Source organism: Streptomyces sp. YIM 130001, from assembly GCF_003574445.1.
Taxonomy (GTDB): domain Bacteria; phylum Actinomycetota; class Actinomycetes; order Streptomycetales; family Streptomycetaceae; genus Streptomyces.
Genome location: NZ_KZ984553.1, coordinates 297,563 through 318,933, shown reverse-complemented (window position 1 = coordinate 318,933; position 21,371 = coordinate 297,563). Strand labels below are relative to the sequence as shown.

16 protein-coding genes are annotated in these 21,371 nt (G+C 71.8%); 7 read left to right on the top strand and 9 right to left on the bottom strand.

What is annotated here, in order from left to right:
• Positions 1-17 precede the first annotated feature (17 nt).
• Both DSC45_RS13295 and DSC45_RS13290 read right to left on the bottom strand, forming a co-directional pair.
• The gene (locus tag DSC45_RS13295; protein WP_119290408.1) at positions 18-233 is read right to left on the bottom strand and encodes a DUF397 domain-containing protein; all 216 of its coding nucleotides are present in this window, start codon (positions 231-233) and stop codon (positions 18-20) included.
• Positions 230-1,123 carry a helix-turn-helix domain-containing protein gene (locus DSC45_RS13290; protein ID WP_119290407.1) on the bottom strand — a complete coding sequence of 298 codons (894 nt, stop codon included), beginning with the start codon at positions 1,121-1,123 and terminating at the stop codon, positions 230-232. Before DSC45_RS13290 ends, DSC45_RS13295 begins: the two co-directional genes overlap by 4 nt.
• Before the next feature lie 296 nt (positions 1,124-1,419).
• Between DSC45_RS13290 and DSC45_RS13285 the strand changes: the two genes are divergently transcribed.
• On the top strand, positions 1,420-1,872 hold the full coding sequence (locus DSC45_RS13285) for an ATP-binding protein (protein WP_240434628.1): 453 nt from the start codon (positions 1,420-1,422) through the stop codon (positions 1,870-1,872).
• An 8-nt stretch (positions 1,873-1,880) separates the two neighbouring features.
• Here the strand turns inward: DSC45_RS13285 and DSC45_RS13280 are convergent, their stop codons facing one another.
• Positions 1,881-2,699 (bottom strand): SAM-dependent methyltransferase, encoded by an 819-nt coding sequence (locus tag DSC45_RS13280; RefSeq protein WP_119290406.1) that lies wholly within the window; start codon positions 2,697-2,699, stop codon positions 1,881-1,883.
• A 1,024-nt stretch (positions 2,700-3,723) separates the two neighbouring features.
• Between DSC45_RS13280 and DSC45_RS13270 the strand changes: the two genes are divergently transcribed.
• Positions 3,724-4,791, top strand: a complete 1,068-nt coding sequence (locus tag DSC45_RS13270; RefSeq protein ID WP_240434611.1) for an alpha/beta hydrolase — start codon at positions 3,724-3,726, stop codon at positions 4,789-4,791.
• Between the two features lie 49 nt (positions 4,792-4,840).
• Here DSC45_RS13270 and DSC45_RS13265 read toward each other — a convergent pair whose 3' ends face one another.
• From DSC45_RS13265 to DSC45_RS13255, 3 genes are read right to left on the bottom strand one after another with little or no spacing between them, the layout of a single operon-like run.
• Positions 4,841-7,240, bottom strand: coding sequence for a bifunctional serine/threonine-protein kinase/ABC transporter substrate-binding protein (locus tag DSC45_RS13265; protein ID WP_240434610.1), 2,400 nt, complete (start codon positions 7,238-7,240; stop codon positions 4,841-4,843).
• Positions 7,237-9,450 carry a bifunctional serine/threonine-protein kinase/ABC transporter substrate-binding protein gene (locus DSC45_RS13260; protein WP_119290404.1) on the bottom strand — a complete coding sequence of 738 codons (2,214 nt, stop codon included), beginning with the start codon at positions 9,448-9,450 and terminating at the stop codon, positions 7,237-7,239. Before DSC45_RS13260 ends, DSC45_RS13265 begins: the two co-directional genes overlap by 4 nt.
• Positions 9,447-10,322: a hypothetical protein gene (locus tag DSC45_RS13255; RefSeq protein ID WP_119290403.1), complete on the bottom strand. Its 876-nt coding sequence runs from the start codon at positions 10,320-10,322 to the stop codon at positions 9,447-9,449. The genes DSC45_RS13260 and DSC45_RS13255 overlap by 4 nt, the downstream gene beginning before the upstream one ends.
• A gap of 423 nt (positions 10,323-10,745) precedes the next feature.
• On the opposite strand from DSC45_RS13255, the gene DSC45_RS13250 reads away from it, so the two are divergent.
• The 5 genes from DSC45_RS13250 to DSC45_RS13230 all read left to right on the top strand — a co-directional run bounded on the left by DSC45_RS13250 (position 10,746) and on the right by DSC45_RS13230 (position 17,598).
• Positions 10,746-13,016, top strand: a complete 2,271-nt coding sequence (locus DSC45_RS13250) for an FdhF/YdeP family oxidoreductase (RefSeq protein ID WP_240434627.1) — start codon at positions 10,746-10,748, stop codon at positions 13,014-13,016.
• A gap of 111 nt (positions 13,017-13,127) precedes the next feature.
• Positions 13,128-14,264, top strand: a complete 1,137-nt coding sequence (locus DSC45_RS13245; RefSeq protein WP_119290402.1) for a Dyp-type peroxidase — start codon at positions 13,128-13,130, stop codon at positions 14,262-14,264.
• Positions 14,261-15,058 (top strand): family 1 encapsulin nanocompartment shell protein, encoded by a 798-nt coding sequence (locus tag DSC45_RS13240; protein ID WP_119290401.1) that lies wholly within the window; start codon positions 14,261-14,263, stop codon positions 15,056-15,058. The genes DSC45_RS13245 and DSC45_RS13240 overlap by 4 nt, the downstream gene beginning before the upstream one ends.
• Before the next feature lie 207 nt (positions 15,059-15,265).
• Positions 15,266-16,672: an FAD-dependent oxidoreductase gene (locus tag DSC45_RS13235; protein WP_240434625.1), complete on the top strand. Its 1,407-nt coding sequence runs from the start codon at positions 15,266-15,268 to the stop codon at positions 16,670-16,672.
• Positions 16,673-16,815: 143 nt separating this feature from the next.
• Positions 16,816-17,598: a thioesterase family protein gene (locus DSC45_RS13230; RefSeq protein WP_119290400.1), complete on the top strand. Its 783-nt coding sequence runs from the start codon at positions 16,816-16,818 to the stop codon at positions 17,596-17,598.
• Positions 17,599-17,604: 6 nt separating this feature from the next.
• Here the strand turns inward: DSC45_RS13230 and DSC45_RS13225 are convergent, their stop codons facing one another.
• From DSC45_RS13225 to DSC45_RS13215, 3 genes are all read right to left on the bottom strand, one after another.
• Entirely contained in the window at positions 17,605-18,705 is a 1,101-nt protein-coding gene (locus DSC45_RS13225; RefSeq protein ID WP_119290398.1) for a PLP-dependent cysteine synthase family protein, read from the bottom strand.
• Positions 18,706-18,958: 253 nt separating this feature from the next.
• Complete coding sequence (locus tag DSC45_RS13220) at positions 18,959-20,401, bottom strand: GH1 family beta-glucosidase (RefSeq protein ID WP_119290396.1); 1,443 nt, start codon at positions 20,399-20,401, stop codon at positions 18,959-18,961.
• A gap of 42 nt (positions 20,402-20,443) precedes the next feature.
• Complete coding sequence (locus tag DSC45_RS13215; RefSeq protein ID WP_119290394.1) at positions 20,444-21,364, bottom strand: carbohydrate ABC transporter permease; 921 nt, start codon at positions 21,362-21,364, stop codon at positions 20,444-20,446.
• Positions 21,365-21,371 lie beyond the last annotated feature (7 nt).

Sequence of the window (21,371 nt, the reverse complement as noted above, 5' to 3'; positions counted from 1 at the left end):
GCGCGCCCCGAGTCTCGTCACACGGTGCGGTCCGTGACCGCGAGGCGGACGAGTCCGGCCCAAGCGGCGTGGGACAGGGCCAGTACGGGGCCGGCAGCGTTCTTGGAGTCCCGTATGCGCACGGTGTCCTGTGCGTCGGCGACCTCCACGCATTCGCCGCCGCCGCCGCTGCTGTAGCTGCTCTTGATCCATGCCGTCTCCGGAACGGCCGGCACAGCGCGCTGATCGGTCATCTCTCTCCCAGTAGTTTCTCGATGAAAGCCAACGACTCTCGGGGAGTCAGTGCCTGTGACCGGAGGATGCCATAGCGCGATTCGAGCTCGTGAACCTTCTCCTGCCCCGTGTACATGCGGCTGTCGTCCTGAACCTTGGTGTACGCGATGCGTTGTCCCTGCGTGGTGTCGATCAGATTGAACGGCCCACCCAGTCCGGCATGGTCCTCACGGTCCACGGGCATCACCTGGACTTCGACGTTGCGGTTCTGGCCGACCAGCAGGATCTGCTCCAACTGGCCGTACAGCGTTGAGCGTCCGCCGATCGGCCTCCGCAGAGCGATCTCCTCGATGATGAAACTCAGCAAGGGGGCAGGGCGCCGGGTGTAGATGTCCTGCCGGGCCAGCCGAGCGGTGAGACGCTGCTCGATGACCTCGTCGTCGAGGAGCGGACGCTGCATCTGGAAGACGGCCCGTGCGTACTCCGGTGTCTGGAGCAGGCCAGGCACGGCGTGGTTCGCGTACACACAGAGGGCGACCGCGGTCGCCTCCAACCGCGCCGCATCCCGGAAGAACGCCGGATACTGCGCCCGGGCCACCTCCTCCTTCAACGCCCGCAGCACACCACCCGCACCCAACACCTCATCCGCCCGGTCGATGAACCTCGGTGCAGGAATCCTCCGCCCCTGCTCGAACGCCGCGATCGTCGCCGCCGAGTAACCCGTCCTCGTACCGAACTCCGCGCGCTCCACGCCGGCCCGCACCCGCAGCAGTTTCAACTGCCGCCCGAACGCGGCGACCACGCCCGTCCCGGGCTCGTCCTCGGGCCGTCGGCCGCCGACCTGACCCCCGTCCGGACCGTCTGCGCCGGACTCTCCCGACGCACCTTCGCCGTATGGCTTCACTGGCATCGCCTCCCCGGCTCAACTCGTCCACGGAGGCGTGGTCACGCCGCGCACCGCATACAGCGCCCGCCCGTACACGTACAACTGCGGATCGTCAGTGAGTCACCGCTCGTCACGCTACGCCACGGGCGTGCGGATCGGCGCGGCAACGTGACAACTGCTTTGACGATCGGAGTGGAGAGCAGCAGCGAGGCCCCGCACCGCGCTCCGGCCTGCGCGCGTACAGCGCTGCTCTGTCGGCGCCGATCGCCTGGCGGGCGCCCGGTGGGCGCCGAAAACGTAGCCCCATGAACTACGAGACCATGCCTGCGGCGAAAGCCGATGACCGCTCCCAACTGGATCCCGTTCTCCGGGACTTCGCGATGTGCTTCAGCTCCACACCGCGCGGCGCACGGCTCGCGCGCCGACTCGTCGCGGTGCGGCTCGACGCCTGGGGCATGGCGTACGGGAGTGAGGTTCACGACGCGATGGTGTTGATCGTCGCCGAGCTGTCGGCGAACGCGATCCGGCACGGGCGAGTGCCGGGCCGGGACTTTCGCCTCCGTCTGGTCGCGGGTGCGGAGATCGTGCGGGTCGAGGTCACGGACACACGGTCCGAGAGCCTGCCGGTGGTGCCGCCGGGCCTCCCCACGGACCTGGAGTCCGATGGCGGACGCGGACTCGTCCTGGTGGCGGGTCTCGCCGCGCGCTGGGGCTGGACGCCACGTCCGGGAGCGCCCGGCAAGACCGTGTGGGCGGAATGTTGCAAGCCCTGAGCCATGTCCTAAGGCTTGCGCCCCACCGCGACGTAGCCCGCGCTGATGATGTCGTCCTGGCCGGGGACCGGTTCGCCCAGCTCGGGGTGCCACTGCTCGGCGGCGGTGATGCCCGGCTCGACCAGTTCGAGGCCGGCGAAGAACGCGGCGAACTGCTCGCGGTTGCGCGGCGCGAGGGTGAGCTGGTTCGACTTGTACATCTCGTCGACCCGCTGGGCCTCCTGCGGGTGGAAGTCGGCCGTGAGATGCGACATCACCAGATGGCTGCCCGGGGCGAGCGCCGACACCAGCCGGCCCACCAGCTCGTAGGCGCCGTCCTCGTCGCTCACGAAGTGCAGCAGGGAGATCAGTGACAGGGCGACCGGACGGCTGAAGTCGAGGGTCTTGCCCGCCTGTTCGAGGATCGCTTCCACGTTGCGGGCATCGGCCTGCACGTAGTCGATCGCGCCCGCGGGAGTGCCGCTGAGCAGTGCCTCGGCGTGTGCCAGGACGATCGGGTCGTTGTCGCAGTAGACGATCCGGGCGGCGGGTATCGAATCCTGCGCCACCTGGTGGAGGTTGGGCTCGGTGGGGATGCCGGTGCCGATGTCGAGGAACTGCTCGATGCCGCCCCGCTCCGCGAGCCAGCGGGTGGCGCGGTGCATGAAGGCACGGTTCACCTTCGTCATGACCGGGATGGTGGGTTCCACGGCCAGCATCTGCCGGCCCATCGCCACGTCCACCTCGTAGTTGTCCTTGCCACCGAGGAACCAGTCGTACATCCGGGCGGGATGGGGCCGGCTGGTGTCGATCAGCGGTGCGGTCTCGTCGGTCTCCGGTCCGGCCATGGTGGACTCCGAGGTAGGTAGGGGGACGCGGGAGCCGTCAGGAAGGCCGAGAACCCGCGGTCGGGAGATCATCTCCGGGCCAGGATAAGCAACTTGGTGCCGGTCAAGGTCGGGTTTCGTACACAAATCCGGTTTCGGGGCCCGGCCGGACGCGGCTGACCTCGGTGTGCTCGGCGGCACCGGGAGGAGCAAGCGTCCCGTGAGTCGTTCTGTTCCCCGTCGGCCCTCGCGCGCATCTTGACGACTGGTCTCGACCAGCAGCACCGTTGCGAGGTCCGGTTCGCGCTCACGTACGCGAGTGGGCCGGGCCTAGCACAGCGGGAAGGGGAGACTCGTTGGAGCAGCAGGGGCTCAACCGGAAGCAGTTACCGGGCCTGGCCGCCCTCGGAGCGGGCGCGTTGGCGTTCGGCCCGGGAGACGGGCTGATCGGGAACGCCGAGGCCGACGCCCACGCCACACCGGAGCCGGAGCTCGGCGAGGCCGCCGAGGACGCGGTCCGGCGGGACGTGGCGCAGTGGGGCGTCGAGGGCAGGGCCTGGGACCGCTGCCTTCTACGACCGGCTGCCCGCCCGGGCCGAGCAGTCGGTACGCCCGGTGATCCGGGAGCTGAGCCGCAACTCCTCCGGCATGCCGGCCCGTTTCCGCACCGACTCCGCGTCCGTGTACGCCCGTTACACCCCGCGGTCGGCGAGTCTGGACCTGCCGCACATGCCGGCCACCGGGGTCAGCGGCCTCGACCGCTACGCGCAGGACGCCCGGGGCCGGGAGCGCTGGGTGAGCGTGACCAAGCCGGCCGCCGGGGCGAGCACCTGCTGGGTGACGACCGCGAGGCGACGACCGACGGCTCGCATCCGAACGATCTCGGGATGGTCCGCTACGCCGACGCGTACACCGATGTGCTGCGGCGGGTGCTGTGACCAGTAGATGCTCCGTCCGCCGGCGCCGACGCCTTCGGATCCTCCTCGCCCTCCGGCCGTTTTCCTTCGCTCGCCCCGTCCTGTCAACCCTCACTCCAGGAGTCGCCGTGACCGCTGATCCGTTCCGCTCCAGAACCGGTACGGGGAGGGCGCGCCGCAGCGCGTGTCCTCGCCGCCTACAGTTCGTACTCGGCGCGCTGCTCGCCCTGTTGCTCGCCCTGGGAGCGGCCGGGCCCGCCCTCGGGGCCGGTCCGGCCGCGGACCGTGCCAGGGACCCCGGACCCGCTCGGGGCGGCGCCGAGGTCGTGGACGTCACCCAGGTCGCCGACCGCCAGGTCGACCTGTCCGTACGGTCGACCGCGCTCGGCGGCCGGACGGTGAAGGTGCGGCTCCTCACGCCGGACGGCTGGGATCCCACGGACCGGCGTCAACACTGGCCGACGCTCTGGCTGTTGCACGGCTGCTGCGGTGACTACACCTCGTGGACCGGCGCCACCGACGTCGCGCAGATCGAGAGCCTGCGCGACGCCCTGGTCGTGATGCCGGAGGCGGGCAGGACGGGCTGGTACAGCGACTGGTGGAACCACGGGGAGGGCGGTGACCCGGCCTGGGAGACCTTCCACACCAAGGAGTTGCGTCATCTCCTCGAACACGGCTGGGGTGCCTCCGCGAACCGGACGGTGGCAGGCCTTTCGATGGGCGGCCAGGGCGCGCTCCTGTACGCGGCGCGGCATCCCGGCATGTTCAAGGCCACCGCCGCGTACTCCGGTTCGTCCCATCCGCTTCTCGACGACGAGTCCGTGAACCGGCTTCTCGGCTTCTTCGCCGAAGACGGCAATGATCCGCTGCGGGTGTGGGGCGATCCGGTCGCGCAGCGCCGGATCTGGGAGGCGCACGATCCGTTCCACCTCGCCGAGCGGCTCAAGTCCCTGCCCGTGTACCTGTCGTCCGGCGACGGCACCCCCGGACCGCTGGACGAACCCGATGCCGCCCACGACGCGCTCGAGGCGGACTTCAACCGCCAGAACCACGCGCTCGCCGCCGAGTTGGAGCGCGTCGGGGCCAAGCACCTGACCACCAACTTCTACGGCCCGGGTCGCCACACCTGGCCCTACTGGGAACGCGAACTGCACGCATCGCTGCCGATGCTGCTGGAGGCCATGGACGTGCGGTGAGCGAGGCGGCGCGACCCGGCGCCCGCACTGCCCGGGTCGCGCTGCGCGCTCATCGGCCGCCGGACGCGGCGCGGATCTCGCGTACGTCACCGAGGAAGACGGTGCCGGAGCGTTCGACGCGGTGGATGAACTGCGTCTCCAGACCCTCGAAGTAGCCCGTGTCGGAGGCGAACCGGAGCGGCTTGGCCAGGCCCCGGTGCCGGCTGCCGCGCAGCCTGGTCGCGGTGGAGCCGCGATCGGGTCCGTCGTCCGTGGGGCGTTTCACCGCCGAGGCGATGAGCCGGACCGCATCGTAGGCCTCGACGGCGAACGGGGCGGTGGGCCCCGGTTCCGGGGCGGTGGGGAACATGTCGTGGTAGGCCGCGACGAAATCCCCGGCGGCGGGCAGCGCCTTCGGGTCTGCGTAGGTGGTGACGCAGAGCCAGCCCCGCGCCGACCCGCCCGCCTCCCCGACGAACGGCAGCCGCGTCGCGCCGTCCCGGGGATCCGGGAGGAGGACCGGTTCAGCCGCCAACCGGACCCCGTCGAAGCCGGTGCGGTCCAGTGCTCGGGCGAACCGCCCGGCCCGCTGCGGCGACGTCCCGGCATACACCACGGCCTGCGCGCGCGACGCACGTACGGCCCTGGCGGCCGGGGCGAAGTCCTGCTGCCCGGCCGGGACCCGGTGTCGGGTGGTGCGTCCGCCCGCGGTGGGCGGGAATTGCTGGAGGCTCTCGACGAACGCCCACCTCTGGTCGTCCGTGGCAGCCCGGTCGTCGACCAGGGCGACGTGCTCGCAGGGCTCGACACGGCTCAGGTAGTGCCGGACCCCGAAGGTCAGTTCGTTCCGGTTGGGCCTCAGGGGGAAGTAGGTGGGGAACTTCTGCAGATCGGTCGCCATCTGCGGTGCGGATGCCGAGACGGTGACGAGCGGCAGATCGGCTTTGCCGCAGCGGGCGGCGAGGGTCTCGAGCCCGGCGTCGGCGGTGGGGCCGAGCAGGGCGACCACCCGTTTGTCCTTGATCAGTCCGGCGGTGACGGCGGCTGCCCGGCCCGGATCGCCTCGATCGTCGCGGACCAGGAGCCGCAGGTCGAAGGCCCGTTCGTCGTTGTCGTTGAAGTCCCGTACGGCGATCCGCGCCCCGCGTTCCTGCGCCCGGCCGAGCGCCCGGAGGTCCCCGGAGAGATCGGCCTGGAGCGCGATCACCCGCTCGGGCAGCGCGCGTCCGTCGTCGCCGCCCGCCGCACCGGCGCGTAGCGCGGCGATACCGCCGCCGGCCGCCGCGAGAGCCGCCGCACCGAGTCCGAGCACGGCACGACGGGAGGGGCGACGGGACGGGAGGCGCGGCGCATGCCGTGCGCCGAAGGAGGCGGCGGTGACGGTCGCAAGCTGGTCCGGGCGCGAGGCGTCGGCCGGCGACCCGGCACCGGTCGAGGCTGGGCCGGCGGGCCCGGAGCCGTGCGGAAGGGGTCCGGCGGACGCCTCCCGAACCGGCTCGGTCAGCGCGAGGACCTCGCCGGAGCGCTCGGTGATCGTGCGCAGTACGGGCAGCGGCAGCCAGTCCCGCGACTCGGCCGCATCTCCGTCACCGGATCCGCCACCGGACACCGGCGCGGCCGGCGGCTCGTGGGGGGTGCGCGGGTCCCGTCCTGCCAGCCGTCGGCCGACCTCGAGCGCCGTGGGCCTCGCCGCGGGCAGCTTGGCGAGACAGTCCCGCACCACGCCCAGGAGCGATGCGGGCACGCCGGTCAGATCGGGCTCCTCGTGCACCGTGTGGTAGAGCGCGCTCGCTGCGGGTCCGGACCCGAACGGCAGCCTCCCGGTCGACGCGTACGCGAGCAGGCAGCCGAGTGAGAACACATCGCTCGCCGGGCCGACCCCGCCGGAGTGCGCCTGCGCCTGCTCGGGGGAGAGGAACCCGGGCGAGCCGATCACCAGCCCGGTCGTGGTGATGGCGGTCGCCCCGTCCGGGCGCACGATCCCGAAGTCGATCAGCCGCGGGCCGTCCGATGCGAGCAGGACGTTGGCCGGTTTCACGTCACGGTGGACCAGACCGTCCTCGTGCACCGCGGCCAGCGCCTCGGCGACCCGGGCACCCAGGTCACGAACGGTCCGCTCCGGCAGCGGCCCGTGCTCGGCGACCGCTTCGCCGAGCGGGACACCCGGTACGTAGGCGGTGGCCAACCACGGCCGGTCGCCGGCCACATCGGAGGCGAGTACGGGTGCCAACCAGCGGTTGTCGAGACGAGCGGTGGCCGCCGCCTCCCGCCGGAAGCGCGCGAGGAACCCCGGGTCGCCGGCGTACTCGGTGCGTACGACCTTGAGTGCGGTGAGAGCGCCGCCCGGCGAACGCCCGAGATACACGACACCCATCCCGCCCGCCCCGAGCCGGCCGAGGAGCAGGTGCCCGCCCAGCCGCTCGGGGTCGTCGGGGCGCAGCGGTCGCAGACGTTTCGCTCCCCGGCTCACTTCTCCGCTTCCCGCGGCTTCACCGGAACGAAGCGGAACTTTCCGTCCTTCACTTCGTACAGCGAGACCCCTTCCTCGAGCGAGTAGTGGCCGGTGTCCGCCTCGAAGGCGAACTTCTTGGTGATGCCCTGGTACTCGGCGCCGCGCAGCAGGGGGACGAGGCGCCTCCTCGATGGCGGGCGTCCGTCGCGGGCGGACCCGGTCAGCCGGCGGATGGTGAGGTTCGCCGTGTCGTAGGCCTCGGCCGCGTAGTAGCCCGGCTCCCTGCCGAAACGCCTGCGGTACGCCTTGCGGAAGGGCGCCGCGGCCGGCACGGCGCTCGGGTCGATGCAGGACGCGGTGATCAGCCATCCTTCGGCCGCCGCCCCCGCGGCGTCGAGGAACCGCGGATCGAGCAGTGTCTGCGTGCCCATCCGGCGGCCGGTGAATTCCGCGTCCGCGAGATCCCTGGCGGCGCGGGCGGCGCTGTCCGCGTACCCGGCGTGGATGTAGGAGTCGATGCCGTCGTCCATCAGGTCGTCGATCAGCGGCCGGAAGTCGACGAGCCCGGCCGGGGCCACCCGGGGGTGCAGTGTGAGACCGGCGTCGTGCAGTGGCTCGGACGTCATGGCGCTGACCTCCCACCCGTACGCGGCCGCCGTGCGGTCCTGGAGAAGGCCGATGCGCCGGGCTTTCGTCCGCATCGCCAGGTGGTAGGCGATCTCGTAGGCCACCGAGAAATCGGGCGCCCGGCAGTGGACCGCGGTCCGGCTGTGTTCGGTGCGGAGCCACACCGTGCCGGGCACGACGAACAGCAGGGGCAGCATCGCCGCGTCGTAGGTCGCGAGCGATGCCACCGCCGTCTGGCTGGTGTTGGGACCGATGACGGCCAGTACGCCCCGGTCCGCCACCAGTCGCTCGGCGGCGGCTTTCGCGCGTCCCTCGGAGCCGCGGTCGTCGGACGTGCGCAGGTCCAGTTCGAAGGGTCTGGAAGCGCGGGCGTTGTACTGCTCGACGGCGAGGCGCGCGCCCTGCTCCAGTGCGCGGCCGACTGCCTTGCCCGGGCCACTGAGGTCGGCATGCACGCCGAGCGCCCACCGGGTGTCGCCGCTTCCGGCGGCGGAACCGTCGTCGCGGGTCAGCGCCCACAGGCCACCGCCCGCGGCGACGGCGGCCGCCGCGCCTGCGATCGACAGGAGCGCGCGGCGACGCCCGTGGTGCGGGGGCGTCGGCGGCGTCGCGGGCGGTGCGGCCCCGGCAGCCGACGGCGTGCCGTCGACGGCGGTGTCGGTGACGGGCAGGCCGGGGGTTCCGGCCGCGGTGGGCTCGATGTCGGGGAGCGCCAGCATCCGGGCCGTCGTCTCGGCGATGTGCCGCAGGACCGGTCCCGGCAGCCAGTCCTCCCCACCGGTGCGGTCGGCGGCGAGCCGCCGCCCGATCTCCACCGTGCCCGGGCGCGCGGCAGGCTCCTTGGCCAGACAGGCGCGGACCACGGCCAGCAGGGACCGGGCTTCTTCCGGTTCCGGCCCGCCGAGGTCGGGCTCCTCGTGAACGGTCCGGTAGAGGATCGCCTCGGGCGTGCCATGGCCGAACGGCGGGCGGCCCGTGAGGGCGTGCGCCAGCAGGCAGCCGAGCGAGAACACATCGCTCGCCGGGCCGAGTTCGCCCGCTCGCGCCTGTTCCGGAGACAGGAAGCCGGGCGATCCGGCCACCGCACCCGCGGTCGTCAGCGCGGTCGCGTCCGGGGAGCGCGCGATACCGAAGTCGATCAGCCGCGGGCCGTCGACCGCGAGCAGGACATTCGCCGGTTTGACGTCACGGTGCACCAGACCGGCCGCATGGACCTGCCCGAGCGCGGCGGCGAGCAGGTGTCCGAGGCGGCCGACGCTGCGCTCGGGCAGCGGCCCGAAGCGCTGCACGGCCTCCCCGAGCGACGGCCCGGGGACGAAGGCGGTGGCCAGCCAGGGCGCGGGCGCGTCGTCCGGCCCGGCGGCCGTCACCGGCGACACCCAAGCGCTCTCCACCCGCCGCGCGGCCTCGATCTCCCGCTGGAACCGCAGCCGGAAACCGGGTTCGTCGGCGAGGTCCTGGTGCACCACCTTCACGGCGGCGAGGGTCCCGCCCGGAGCGCGGCCCAGGTACACCACTCCCATACCGCCCGCACCGAGTCGGGCCAGGATGCGATGGCCGCCGATCGTCGAGGGGTCCCCGGGCAGCAGAGGCGGACTCAAGGGGCATCCCCCAGCTCCGCCTCCGTCTTCACCAGCATGTTCGTCAGCGCCGTCGGCCCGGCCAGGTCGACCTCGTCCTTCTCATGGCCGTCGGCCCCCTTGACCACGGCGGACATCACGATGTTGCCGAACCTCGTCTGGGACCAGGAGTACGGCTGGGGGACGTCCCCGTCGCCCGTACGGTCGATGAGGCCGTTCTCGTCGAGCGTGTCGTCCCCCGTCGCGCCGCTCCTGCCGCGCGGCGCCGCCTGAGAGGCCAGCCCGGTGATCCGTTCGGCACCGCTGAGCTGCTGGTCGGGGCAGCGCAGCGCGTCCTCGAGTGTGCGGGCCATCGACCACTGTGCGTCCTTCACCTTGCGGTACACGGTCACCACGGCGGACACCTCCAGTTGCTTGCGGCCGTCCGTCGCGGGGACCCTGCTGCGCCGGGTCACCTGCACCAACTGGTCGTCCCGCAGGGCACTCTGCCGCCAGACGCAGTCCTCGCCCAGCGTCGAAGCACGCTCCGGACCGCTCTTGTACGGCTTGTCCCTGACGTAGTCGGGGCCCCAGGCGGCCGGGCCCGCGACCACCTTGCGCGCCAGGCGCCGTGCCTCCTCGGCAGTGTCGGGCAACGGGAGTTTGTTGCTCTCCGGATCAGGGGGCGAGCCGTCCGCCTGGTCCCAGCGGACTCCCGCCGATCCGGTTCCCGCACTGGCACCGGGGTCCGGCGCCTCCGTGCCCGTGCCGCGCCGGCCCTCGGCGGACGCCGTCGAGCGGTCCTCGTCCGGTCGGCCGTCGTCGCCCCCGCTGCAGCCGGCCACCAGCAGTACCGCGGCGAACGGGCCGACGGTCCACCTCCGCCGCGACCACAGCGTTCCACGCCGTCCCATGTTTCTCCGCCCCCGTGTCGGCACCCGTGCCTACCGCTCATCGTGCGCCTGCCCGAACAACTCCCGCTGCAGGTTGCGTTGCTTTGTGACCGAGTGATGACCGGGTGGACGTGGGATCGTGATGCGTGCCGTGGGGGAGGGCGAGCGGCCGGGAAGCGTAGGTTCCGCGGTCGCCGAGGGGCACGGCCGGGTCCCGGTCCTGGATGGCGACCCGCCACCCCCGGGAATAGCCTGAATCGGAGTGCAGCGCCGCGGTACGGCCTGCCCCGCCGCGCCATGCCGTTCCGGGCCACGTCCTGCCCGCGCCGTATGCGGAAGGTGAGCAGCTTGAGTGCCAACGAGGACCGCCGGGAGCCCGTCGTCGAGTCCGGGAACCCGTCTGAAGCGCAGGAATCCCCGAGTTCAGCGCCCCGCGAGGCGCGCGTGGGCCCCACCCCCAAGGGTGAACCGGAATTCAAGCCGTACGACCATCCCGCGGCCGCCTGGGGCGCGGCGAAGGGGGTCAGCCGCTTCCTGCTGCGGGAGCGCGCGCTCGTCGACGGGCCACGCGCCCTCGTCCGGATGAACCACGAGAACGGCGGCTTCGACTGTCCCGGATGCGCCTGGCCCGACGACCTCAAGGGCCTCCACCTGGACATCTGCGAGAACGGCATCAAGCACGTCACCTGGGAGATGACCAACAAACGCGTGGGCCGTGAGTTCTTCGCCGCGCACTCGGTCACCGAACTCTCCGGCTGGAGCGATTTCGACCTGGAGGACCAGGGCCGGCTGACCGAGCCGATGGTCTACGACCCCGAATCGGACCACTACGTACCGATCAGCTGGCGGGACGCCTTCGACACCGTCGGCCGAGCCCTGCGCGAACTCGACGACCCGAACGCGGCGGCGTTCTACACCTCGGGCCGGCTCGGCAACGAGGCCACATTCCTGTACCAGCTGATGGCCAGAGAACTGGGCACCAACAACCTGCCCGACTGCTCCAACATGTGCCACGAGGCCAGCGGGCGAGCACTGACGGCGTCACTCGGCACCGGCAAGGGCACCGTCGACCTCAAGGACTGGGAGACCACCGACGCCCTGTTCATCATGGGCGTCAACGCCGCCTCCAACGCACCGCGCATGCTGACCGCGCTGGCCGAGGCCTATCGCCGCGGCGCGCAGATCGTGCACATCAATCCGCTGGTGGAGGCCGCCGCGACCCGCACCATCGTGCCGCACGACTTCACGGACATGGCGCTGAACAAGACGACCCGGACCAGCACGCTCAACCTGCAGCCGCGCATCGGCGGAGACATGGCCCTGCTGCGGGGTATGGCCAAGGCGGTCCTGGAGCAGGCCGGTGCCGACCCCAGGGCGGTCGACACGGAATTCATCGAGCGCCACACCGAGGGCTTCGAGGCGTACCGGGAACTGTGCGAGGCCACGCCCTGGGAGGAGATCGAGCGGCAGTCGGGACTCGGCCGCGACGACATCCTCAAGGCGGCCCGGGTGTACGGCGAGGCCGACCGCAGCATCGTCAGCTGGTGTCTCGGCGTGAGCCAGCACGAGCACGGTGTGGACACCGTGCGGGAGATCGTCAACCTCCTGCTGCTGCGCGGAAATCTGGGCCGCGAGGGCGCGGGGCCGTCCCCCGTGCGCGGGCACAGCAACGTCCAGGGCAACCGCACCTGCGGCATCGACCACCGACCCGCCACGGAGTTCCTCGACCGGCTCGGCGACGCCTGCGGCATCGACCCGCCGCGCGAGCACGGCCTGGACACGGTGGGCACCATCGAGGCGATGCGGCGCGGCGAGGTGAAGGTGTTCGTCGGCATGGGCGGCAACTTCGCCCTCGCGGCGCCCGACACCCCCTACACGTACGAGGCGCTGCGCACCTGCGAGCTGACCGTGCAGGTGAGTACCAAACTCAACCGCAGCCACCTCGTGCACGGCCGGGGCGCGCTGATCCTGCCGTGCCTGGGTCGCACCGAGAAGGACCACCAGCGCGGCGGTGTGCAGAGCACCTCGGTCGAGGACTCGATGAGCATGGTCCACATGTCGGTGGGCATGAAACGCCCCGCGTCACCGCATCTGCTGTCGGAACCCGCCATCATCGCCGGAATGGCCCGGGCCGCGCTGCCCCGCAGCGACACCCCCTGGGAGTGGTACGTCGAGGACTACGACCGGATCCGCGACACGATGGCGCAGGTCCTGGACGGGTTCGAGGACTGCAACCGGCGGGTGCGGCTGCCGCTCGGCTTCCGGATCAAGCAGCCGGCCCGCGAGCTGGTGTTCCGCACCCCGTCCGGCCGCGCCGAGTTCTCCGCGGCGCCGCTGCCCGACGTGGTGCCCGAGCCGGGAACCCTGGCGCTCGGCACGATGCGCTCGCACGACCAGTGGAACACCACGATCTACTCGGACAACGACCGGTACCGGGGCGTGAAGAACCTGCGCACCCTGGTCTTCATGAACCAGGCCGACATGCGCGAGCTAGGCCTCGCCGAATTCGATCCGGTGACCATCGTCAGCACCGCCAAGGACGGCAGCCGGCGCAGGCTCGAGGGCTTTTCGGCGATCCCGTACGACATGCCGCGCGGTTGTGCGGCCGGATACATGCCGGAGATGAACGTGCTGTGCGCGATCGGCGACTACAGCGTCCAGAGCGACCAGCCCCTGATGAAGCACGTCAAGGTCACCATCACCGCCGAGGGGTGACCGTTTGTCAGGCAGCTGCCCGGGAACTCGTTACAGCCACGACGAGCAAGGCCACCGGTCGCGAAGACCGGCCGGCCACCACGACCGCCAGGAACCGGGAGGCCCAGCCAAGTGCCCGAACCCCAGCCCGCTCCCGAGCCCCAGCCCGTACTCGAACCACCCGCCCGCGCCGCCATGTTCCTCGTCGTCACCGTGCGGCACGGCGCCGAGCAGCAGGTCCGTGACGTACTGGAGAATCTGCCCGGCCTGCAGCGCTCCGTCGCCTTCCGGGCCCCCGAGGACCGGCTCACCGGTGTCACCGGCATCGGATCCGAGGCCTGGGACCGGCTGTACGGAGGGCCGAGACCGGCCGAGCTGCACCCGTTCCGCGAGCTGAACGGCAGCCGCCACCGTGCCGTGGCCACCGCGGGCGACCTGCTGTTCCACCTCAGGGCCCGTCGGATGGACCTCTGCTTCGAGCTGGCCCGTCACCTGCTGGCCCAGCTCGGTGACGCGGTCACCGTCGTGGACGAGACGCACGGATTCAAGTACTTCGACGACCGCGACCTGCTCGGGTTCGTCGACGGCAGCGAGAACCCGACGGGCGAGGAAGCCGGCTCGGCGGTCCTCATCCGCCCGGACGAGGACCCCGACTTCGCCGGCGGCTCCTACGTCGTCGTCCAGAAGTACCTGCACGACATGGCCGCCTGGGAAGCACTGCCGACCGAGGAGCAGGAACGCATCATCGGCCGCACCAAGAGCGGCAACATCGAGATGCCGGACGACGTCAAACCCGCCGACTCGCACGTCGCGCTCAACACCGTCACCGACGACGACGGCGAGGAACAGAAGATCGTCCGCGACAACATGCCGTTCGGCACCATCGGCCGCGGCGAGTTCGGCACCTACTTCATCGGGTACGCGCGCACCCTGTCCGTCATCGAGCAGATGCTGCGGAACATGTTCCTCGGCAGCGACCCGGGCCCCTCCGATCCGCCCGAGCAGGGCGGCCCCCCGGGCGCCACCCACGACCGCATCCTCGACTTCTCGACCGCCGTCACCGGGAGCCAGTTCTTCGTGCCCCCGGCCGGATTCTTCGAGGACCAGCCGGACCCGCCGGGCGCGGCCGAGTCGCAGCAGGACACGGCGCCCGCAGAGCCCACAGAACCCGTAGAGCCCGTCAGGGCCGTCGAGTCGCCGACCGGTGGGACGGATCCGGCCGGCGGATCGCTCGGCATCGGCAGCCTCAAAGGAGCATGCAGCTCATGAACAACCTGCACCGTGAACTCGCCCCCATCAGCTCCGCCGCCTGGGCCGAGATCGAGGAGGAAGCCACCCGCACCTTCCGGCGCAACATCGCCGGACGCCGCATCGTGGACGTCACCGGGCCGGACGGTACGCGGCTGGCCGCGGTCGGCACCGGCCACCTCACCGACATCGCCCCGCCCGCGGACGGGGTCAGGGCGCGGCTGCGGAAGGCCATGCCGGTCACCGAGCTCCGGGTGCCGTTCACGGTCTCGCGGGACGCCGTGGACGACGTCGAGCGCGGCTCGCAGGACTCGGACTGGCAGCCGGTGAAGGACGCGGCACGCAGCATCGCCTTCGCCGAGGACCGCATCGTCTTCGACGGCTACCGCGATGCCGGCATCGACGGCGTGCGCGAGCGGACGTCCAATCCGGCGCTCACCCTGCCCGCCGACGTCCGCGAGTTCCCCAACACGGTCAGCCAGGCGCTGACCGCCCTGCGGCTCGCCGGTGTCGACGGACCGTACTCGTTGCTGCTCGGCGCGGAGGCGTACACCGCGGTCAGCGAAACCTCCGACCACGGCTATCCCGTGGCCCAGCACCTGACCCGGATCCTGGACGGCGAGCTGATCTGGGCGCCGGCGCTGTCCGGGGGCGTGATGCTGTCCGGCCGCGGCGGCGACTACGAACTGCACCTGGGCCAGGACCTGTCCATCGGGTACACGGGGCACACCGGCGCGGAGGTCGAGCTGTACCTCCAGGAGACCCTCACGTTCCTGATGCTGTCGGACGAGGCCGTCGTCACCCTGAACACCTGACGCCGACTCGCCCCCCCGGCGCCGCACGCCCCGGCGGACCCACGCCGAACACCCGGGTCAAAACAGGTACTTGACGATCCGTCCGCTCCGTACCTGGTCGGGGACCCGACCGTCCGGCGGGTCGGCACGCCTTGGAATACTGGGCACGGAAGGACCGGATCCGCCGGGCCGGCGAGCAGGACTTCGGGGAGGCAGACGTTGACAACCGTGGTGTCGGACATCGATGGAGGCGGCCGGGCGCGCGAACGGCACGCGGTCGTCGTCGGTGGGAGCCTCGCGGGGCTGCTCGCCGCACGGGTGCTCGCCGATCACGCGGAGCGGGTGACGGTGGTGGAGCGGGACCGGCCGTCCGATGCGGACCGCAGGCGTTCGGGGGTACCGCACGCCCGCCACATCCACGTGCTGCTCGAGGGCGGGCAGAGCGCGCTCGAGGCCGTACTGCCGGGCTTCACGGCCGAGTTGCGGGCGGCGGGCGCACCCCGCGTCGGTGTGCCCGAGGACCTGGTGCAGTGGGACGGCGGCTGGTGCCGGCGGACGGCGGCGACCACCCACCTGCACACCGGCACCCGCTCTCAGCTCGAACGGCTTGTCCGGCAGCGGGTGTTGGAGCACTCGGCGATCGACACCGTGGAGGCGACCGAGGTGGTCGGACTGCTCGGGGACGCCGGACGGGTACGGGGCGTGCTGGTGCGCGGTCGGGACGAAGGACCGCGGACCGAGCCGAGCCCGCTGGAGGCGGACCTGGTGGTGGATGCCTCAGGGCGCGGCACCAAGGCCTCGCGATGGCTCACCGAACTCGGTGCCGAACCGCCGCACGAGGAGATCATCGACAGCGGTCTCGCCTACGCCACCCGCGTCTACCGGGACACGGAGAACCGGCTCGGCGGATCCGTACGCGGCTACCACGTGGTGGCGAACCCGCGGCAGACGCGCGGCGCCGTGGTGATGCCCATCGAGGACGGCACCTACCTCGCCACGCTCTCCGGCCTGCGCGGTGATGAACCGCCCACCGACGGCGAGGACTTCGAGGCGTACGCGAAGCGGCTCCCGCACCCGCTCGTGCACGACTGGATGCGTGCGTCCGAGCCGCTGTCGCCGGTCTCCTGCTTCCGGCGCACCGCGAACGTCCGCCGCCGTTACGACCTGCCCGGCCGCCGCCCCGCCGGATTCCTGGCGACCGGCGACGCCCTGTGCACCTTCAACCCGGTCTACGGCCAGGGCATGACCGTCGCCGCGCAGAACGCCCTGGCGCTGCGTGACACCCTCACCGACCCGCGCCGTACGCCCGGCACCCGCACGGTGCAGCGGGCGCTGCTCGCCTCCGCGCGCCTCGCCTGGGACATCTCGGCCGGTGCGGACAGGGGGATGCCAGGGGTGTGGGGCAATGCGCTCGGCGCTCCCGTGTCGACGCGACCGGCCGGCTGGTACCTGAAGCGCGTGCAGGAGCGAGCCGGTACGGATCCGGTGGTGGGCAGGGCCTTCCGGGCCGTGTCCAGTCTGAACGGCCCGGTCTCCGCCCTGTTCGCGCCCGAGGTGGTCCGGCGCGCGCTGTTCACCGCCGTCCGCCCCGGGGCGGACCGGCCGCCGCAGGAGCGGGAGAGCGGGACTGCCTGAGTCTGCCCCCGAGTGACCCGGCGGACGCCCCCGCCGTACCGTCGACCCCACGTGCCGGCACGGCAGTTCACCAGGGCCGATATGTGACCGAAGCACGCGGGATGCCGGCAGGACGGCCAGAAGCACGAGAGGTGAGCACTCCATTGGACAGCGGCAGCTACTACGAGCCCATCGACGAGTACCGCTACAAGCCCACCACCCACGTCGGTGGCGCCTGGGACACCGACGAGCAGCACTTCAGCCCGCTCGGCGGCCTGATCGTGCACGCCATCGACCGGCATCTCGCCGAACGCCCCGACAGCGGCATGGTGCTGTCCCGGATCAGTTTCGACATCCTGGGACGCCTCGCCCTCGACGAGTGCGAGATCCACGTGGAGACCGTCCGCCCCGGCCGCACCATCGAACTCCTCGAGGCCGTCGTACGTATCGCCGACCGTCCCGTCGTCCGGGCGCGCGCCTGGCTGCTCGGTGCCGGCGACACCACCGCCGTCGCGGGCGGCGCGGACGAGCGGCTCACCCCGCCCGACGGCCTCGACCCGTGGGCGCTGAAGGAGGTGTGGCCCGGCGGATACATCGCCTCCCTCGACATCCGCCCGGTCGCACCGCCCCGGCCGGGGCGCACGACGGCCTGGGTGTCGACCGGTCTCGACCTGGTCGCCGGACGGACGAGCAGCCCTCTCGCCTCGTATGTCGCACTCGTCGACACCGCCAACGGCATCGCCGTGCGGCAGCCGCCCACGGAGTGGATGTTCCCCAATGTCGACCTCACCGTGCACTTCCACCGGCAGCCGACCGGCCGCTGGACGGGACTCGACACCACGGTCACCTTCGGTCCCACGGGCCAGGGCCTGACCAGCAGCGTTCTGCACGACATCGACGGCCCGATCGGCCAGGCCCAGCAGATCCTGACCGTCCGCCCGCTGTGACCACGTTCAGGAGGGCCCGCCCGGAGTCCAGTCGCCCGTCTCCGTGAACCGCCGGAGCACGCGCAGCGGTCCGGCGAGGTCCAGGCCGCGGCCGGTGCTCCAGGAGTCGTCGTAGTACGTGTCGTGGTACGCCTCGCCGCCGTCGCCGACGATCAGGACGACCGGCCCGCCGGCGCCGTCCCGGCGCATGCGGTCGAGCACCTGGCAGGCGCCCCACAGGCAACTGCCGCTGGACGGGCCGGCCAGCACACCGGTGACGGCGTGCAGATGGCGCATCGCGGCGACACTCGCGGCGTCCGGCACCGGGATCACCAGATCGACCAGGTCCGGATCGAAGGCGGGCTCCATCCGCGGCCGCCCGATGCCCTCGATCCGCGACGGCATTCCCGTGGTGTAGTCGCGGACGCCCGAGGCCCAGCCCGGGAAGTACGCCGAGTTCTCCGGATCGACCACCGCGAGCCGCGTGCCGGAGCCGCGCCGGCGCAGTGCGCGCCCCACGGCGGCCGAGGTGGCGCCGGTGCCGGCCCCGAGCACGATCCAGGCGGGGTCCGGCTCGCCGAGCCGTTCCAGATCGCCGAGGATCTCCGCTCCGAGACTGCTCGGTGAAGCGAAGTCGATCGCCCGGCCCACCTGTTGGAGATGGTCGAGGTAGTGGCCGCCGTGCGTCCGGGCGAGTTCACCGGCCCGCTCGTACACCGCGAGAGGCGGGTCGACGGGATGGACACGGCCGCCTCGGGACTCGATCCTGCGGCGTTTGGCCGGGCCGGTCCGCTCGGGGACGACGGCCGTGTACTCCAGGTCGAGCAGTCGGGCGAAGTGCGCCTGGGCGACGGCCATGTTGCCGCTGGTGGCCTCGTAGAGCGGAGTGTCCCGGTCGATGCGCCCGCGGCGCAGCGCGTCGATGAACAGGTCTCGTGCGGGGCCGTGCTTGAGGCTGCCGGTGGGGCGCCGGGACTCGTCCTTGAGGTAGAGGGCGGTCCCGCCCGGCCCGGCGAGCGGGAACGCGTGCAGCGGGGTGGGCCGTTCGGCCGCCCGGTCGGCGAGCAGCCGGTCGACGGCCCGGCGGGCCCAGGCCCCGGGGCGCTTGTCCCCGTTCTCGCGTGGCACGCGGTGAACCTCCGTCTCCCGAGATGCCGTCCGGTACGCCGTCCCAGCTTGCACCGGGGGAGGGGCGGTGGCCACACCCCCGGGGTGCGCGGTGCGGTTCCTGCCCCGGCCCCTGGAATGACCGGGTGCCGGGGCAGGACCTGATGCGGCACCGCGCGGGGCGGCGGTATGTGGTGCCGCACCGGGTCGTCGCCGGCCGGATGTGGACCGGCCGGAGGCGGACCGGCCGGATGCGACCGGCCCCGCAGTGAGGTCAGCCGACCGCCGGCAGCACCCCGGTGCGCGCCACCTCCGCGTACCAGCGGGCACTGGCCTTCGGGATCCTGGTGCCGGTCGGATAGTCCACGTACACCGCACCGAAACGCTTGCTGTAGCCGTGCGCCCACTCGAAGTTGTCGAGCAGCGACCACAGGAAGTAGCCCCGGACGTCCGCCCCGTCCTCCACGGCCCGGTGGACCGCGGCCAGGTGGTCCCGCACGTACGCGATCCTGGCCGGGTCGTTGACCGTGCCGGACGGGTCCGCGTAGTCGTCGAAGGCCGCGCCGTTCTCGGTGACGACCAGCGGCAGCCGCGGGAAGTCCGCGGCCAGCCGGATCAGCAGGTCGTACAGACCGGTGGCGTCCACCGCCCAGCCCATCGCGGTGCGTTCGCCCGGCGGCTGGTGGAAGGCGACGTCGTCGGCAGCGGGCCACGGGCTGTGGGTGCTGGCGCCGTGACCGTCCGAGCCGTGGCCCGCACGGTCGGGGGCGTACGACACCACGGTGGGCGTGTAGTAGTTCACGCCGAGGAAGTCCAACGGCCGCCGGATCTGCTCCAGGTCCCCGTCCCGTACGAACGACCAGTCGGTCAGCGACGCGGTGTCCTTCAGGAGGTCCTCGGGGTAGGCGCCGCGCAGCATCGGACCGGTGAAGACGCGGTTGGCCAGGGCGTCGATGCGGCGGGCCGCGTTCGTGTCCTCCTCGCTGCCGGTCTGCGGCCTGACCTGGTGGACGTTGAGTGTCACCGAGCACCGGGCGCCGGGGCGCAGCCGGTCGCGCAGTGCCTGCACGGCGAGCCCGTGACCCAGATTGAGGTGGTGCGCGGCGCGCAGGGCGGCCGCAGGATCGGTGCGTCCAGGGGCGTGCACTCCGGAGCCGTAGCCCAGAAAGGCGCTGCACCAGGGCTCGTTGAGCGTGGTCCAGGTCTTGACCCGGTCACCGAGCGCGTCCGCGGCGAAGCTCGCGTACTCCGCGAACCGCTCCGCGGTGTCCCGCTCGGGCCAGCCGCCCGCGTCCTCCAACTCCTGCGGCAGGTCCCAGTGGTAGAGCGTCGCGACCGGCTCGATGCCCTTGTCGAGGAGCTCGTCCACCAGGCGACGGTAGAAGTCGAGCCCCTTCTGCACCGCGGGCCCGCGTCCGGTGGGCTGGATCCGAGGCCAGGCGAGCGAGAACCGGTAGGCACCCACGCCCAGTTCGGCCATCAGCGCCACGTCCTCGCGCCAGCGGTGGTAGTGGTCGGTGGCGGTGTCGCCGGTGTCGCCGTTGCGCACCCGTCCTGGCGTACGGGCGTAGGTGTCCCAGATGGAGGGAGTGCGGCCGTCCTCGGCGGCGGCACCCTCGATCTGGTACGACGCGGTCGCGGTGCCCCAGAGGAAGTACTCGGGGAAGATGAGGGCGGCGTCCTCGGCGGACGGGCGCGGTTGTGCTGCGGTGGCCACGAAGGTCCTTTCAGGAGGGGGTGGTTGAGGAGGAGGAAGCGGTCAGCCCTTGACGGCGCCCTGCATGATCCCGCTGACGATCTGCCGGCCGAAGACGATGAACATCGCGAGCAGCGGCAGCGTGCCGAGCAGTGCGCCCGCCATGATCAGCGACTGGTCGCGGATGTATCCGGCGCTGAGCTGGGTGAGGGCGACCGGCACGGTCGGATTGGTCATGTCGAGCACCACGAAGGGCCAGAAGAAGTCGTTCCAGGCGTGCACGAACGTGATCATGAAGAGCACGGCCATCGGTGGCCGCGCGATCGGCAGCACGATGGACCAGAAGATCCGCAGCGAGTGCGCGCCGTCCACCCGGCCTGCCTCGACCAGTTCGTCCGGCAGCGCCTCCGACAGGTACTGCCGCATGAAGAACACTCCGACCGCACTCACCAGGGTCGGGAAGATCACCGCGGGCAACTGCTGCTGCCAGCCCAGCTCCGACATCATCATGAACAGCGGTACGACGCCGAGCTGCGGCGGCACCATCATCGTCGCGATCACCAGCATCAGAAGCATGTTGCGGCCCTTGAACCGCAGCTTGGCGAAGGCGAACCCGGCGAGCGTCGCGAACAGCACGGTCGACAGGGCGATGACGCCGGCCACGATCAGGCTGTTGACCATCGCCTTGCCCATGGCCGCCTCGTCCCAGGCGCGGGCCAGATTGCTGAACAGGTTCGGCCCCGGCAGGAACGGCGGCGGCGACTGGCTGACCCGGGTGTTGTCGGTCGAGGCCGCCACCATCGTCCAGTACAGCGGGAAGATCGACACGATCGCCGCGATGGTGAGCAGGGTGTAGGCGAGCGGGCCCGCGTGGTGCTGGCGCCCGGCACGCTGTCGCAGCCAGCGGCGGCGGGGTGGCGAGGCCTTGGTCTCGGGAACCAGGACCGGCTTTTCCGTCCGGACCTGGAGACTGTCTGTGGTCATGGCGACT

Bases quoted from the DNA above. Each gene is read 5' to 3' on its own strand.
- DSC45_RS13295 (WP_119290408.1), bottom strand. From the start codon at position 233: ATGACCGATCAGCGCGCTGTGCCGGCCGTTCCGGAGACGGCATGGATC.
- DSC45_RS13290 (WP_119290407.1), bottom strand. From the start codon at position 1,123: ATGCCAGTGAAGCCATACGGCGAAGGTGCGTCGGGAGAGTCCGGCGCA.
- DSC45_RS13285 (WP_240434628.1), top strand. From the start codon at position 1,420: ATGCCTGCGGCGAAAGCCGATGACCGCTCCCAACTGGATCCCGTTCTC.
- DSC45_RS13280 (WP_119290406.1), bottom strand. From the start codon at position 2,699: ATGGCCGGACCGGAGACCGACGAGACCGCACCGCTGATCGACACCAGC.
- DSC45_RS13255 (WP_119290403.1), bottom strand. From the start codon at position 10,322: ATGGGACGGCGTGGAACGCTGTGGTCGCGGCGGAGGTGGACCGTCGGC.
- DSC45_RS13240 (WP_119290401.1), top strand. From the start codon at position 14,261: ATGAACAACCTGCACCGTGAACTCGCCCCCATCAGCTCCGCCGCCTGG.
- DSC45_RS13215 (WP_119290394.1), bottom strand. From the start codon at position 21,364: ATGACCACAGACAGTCTCCAGGTCCGGACGGAAAAGCCGGTCCTGGTT.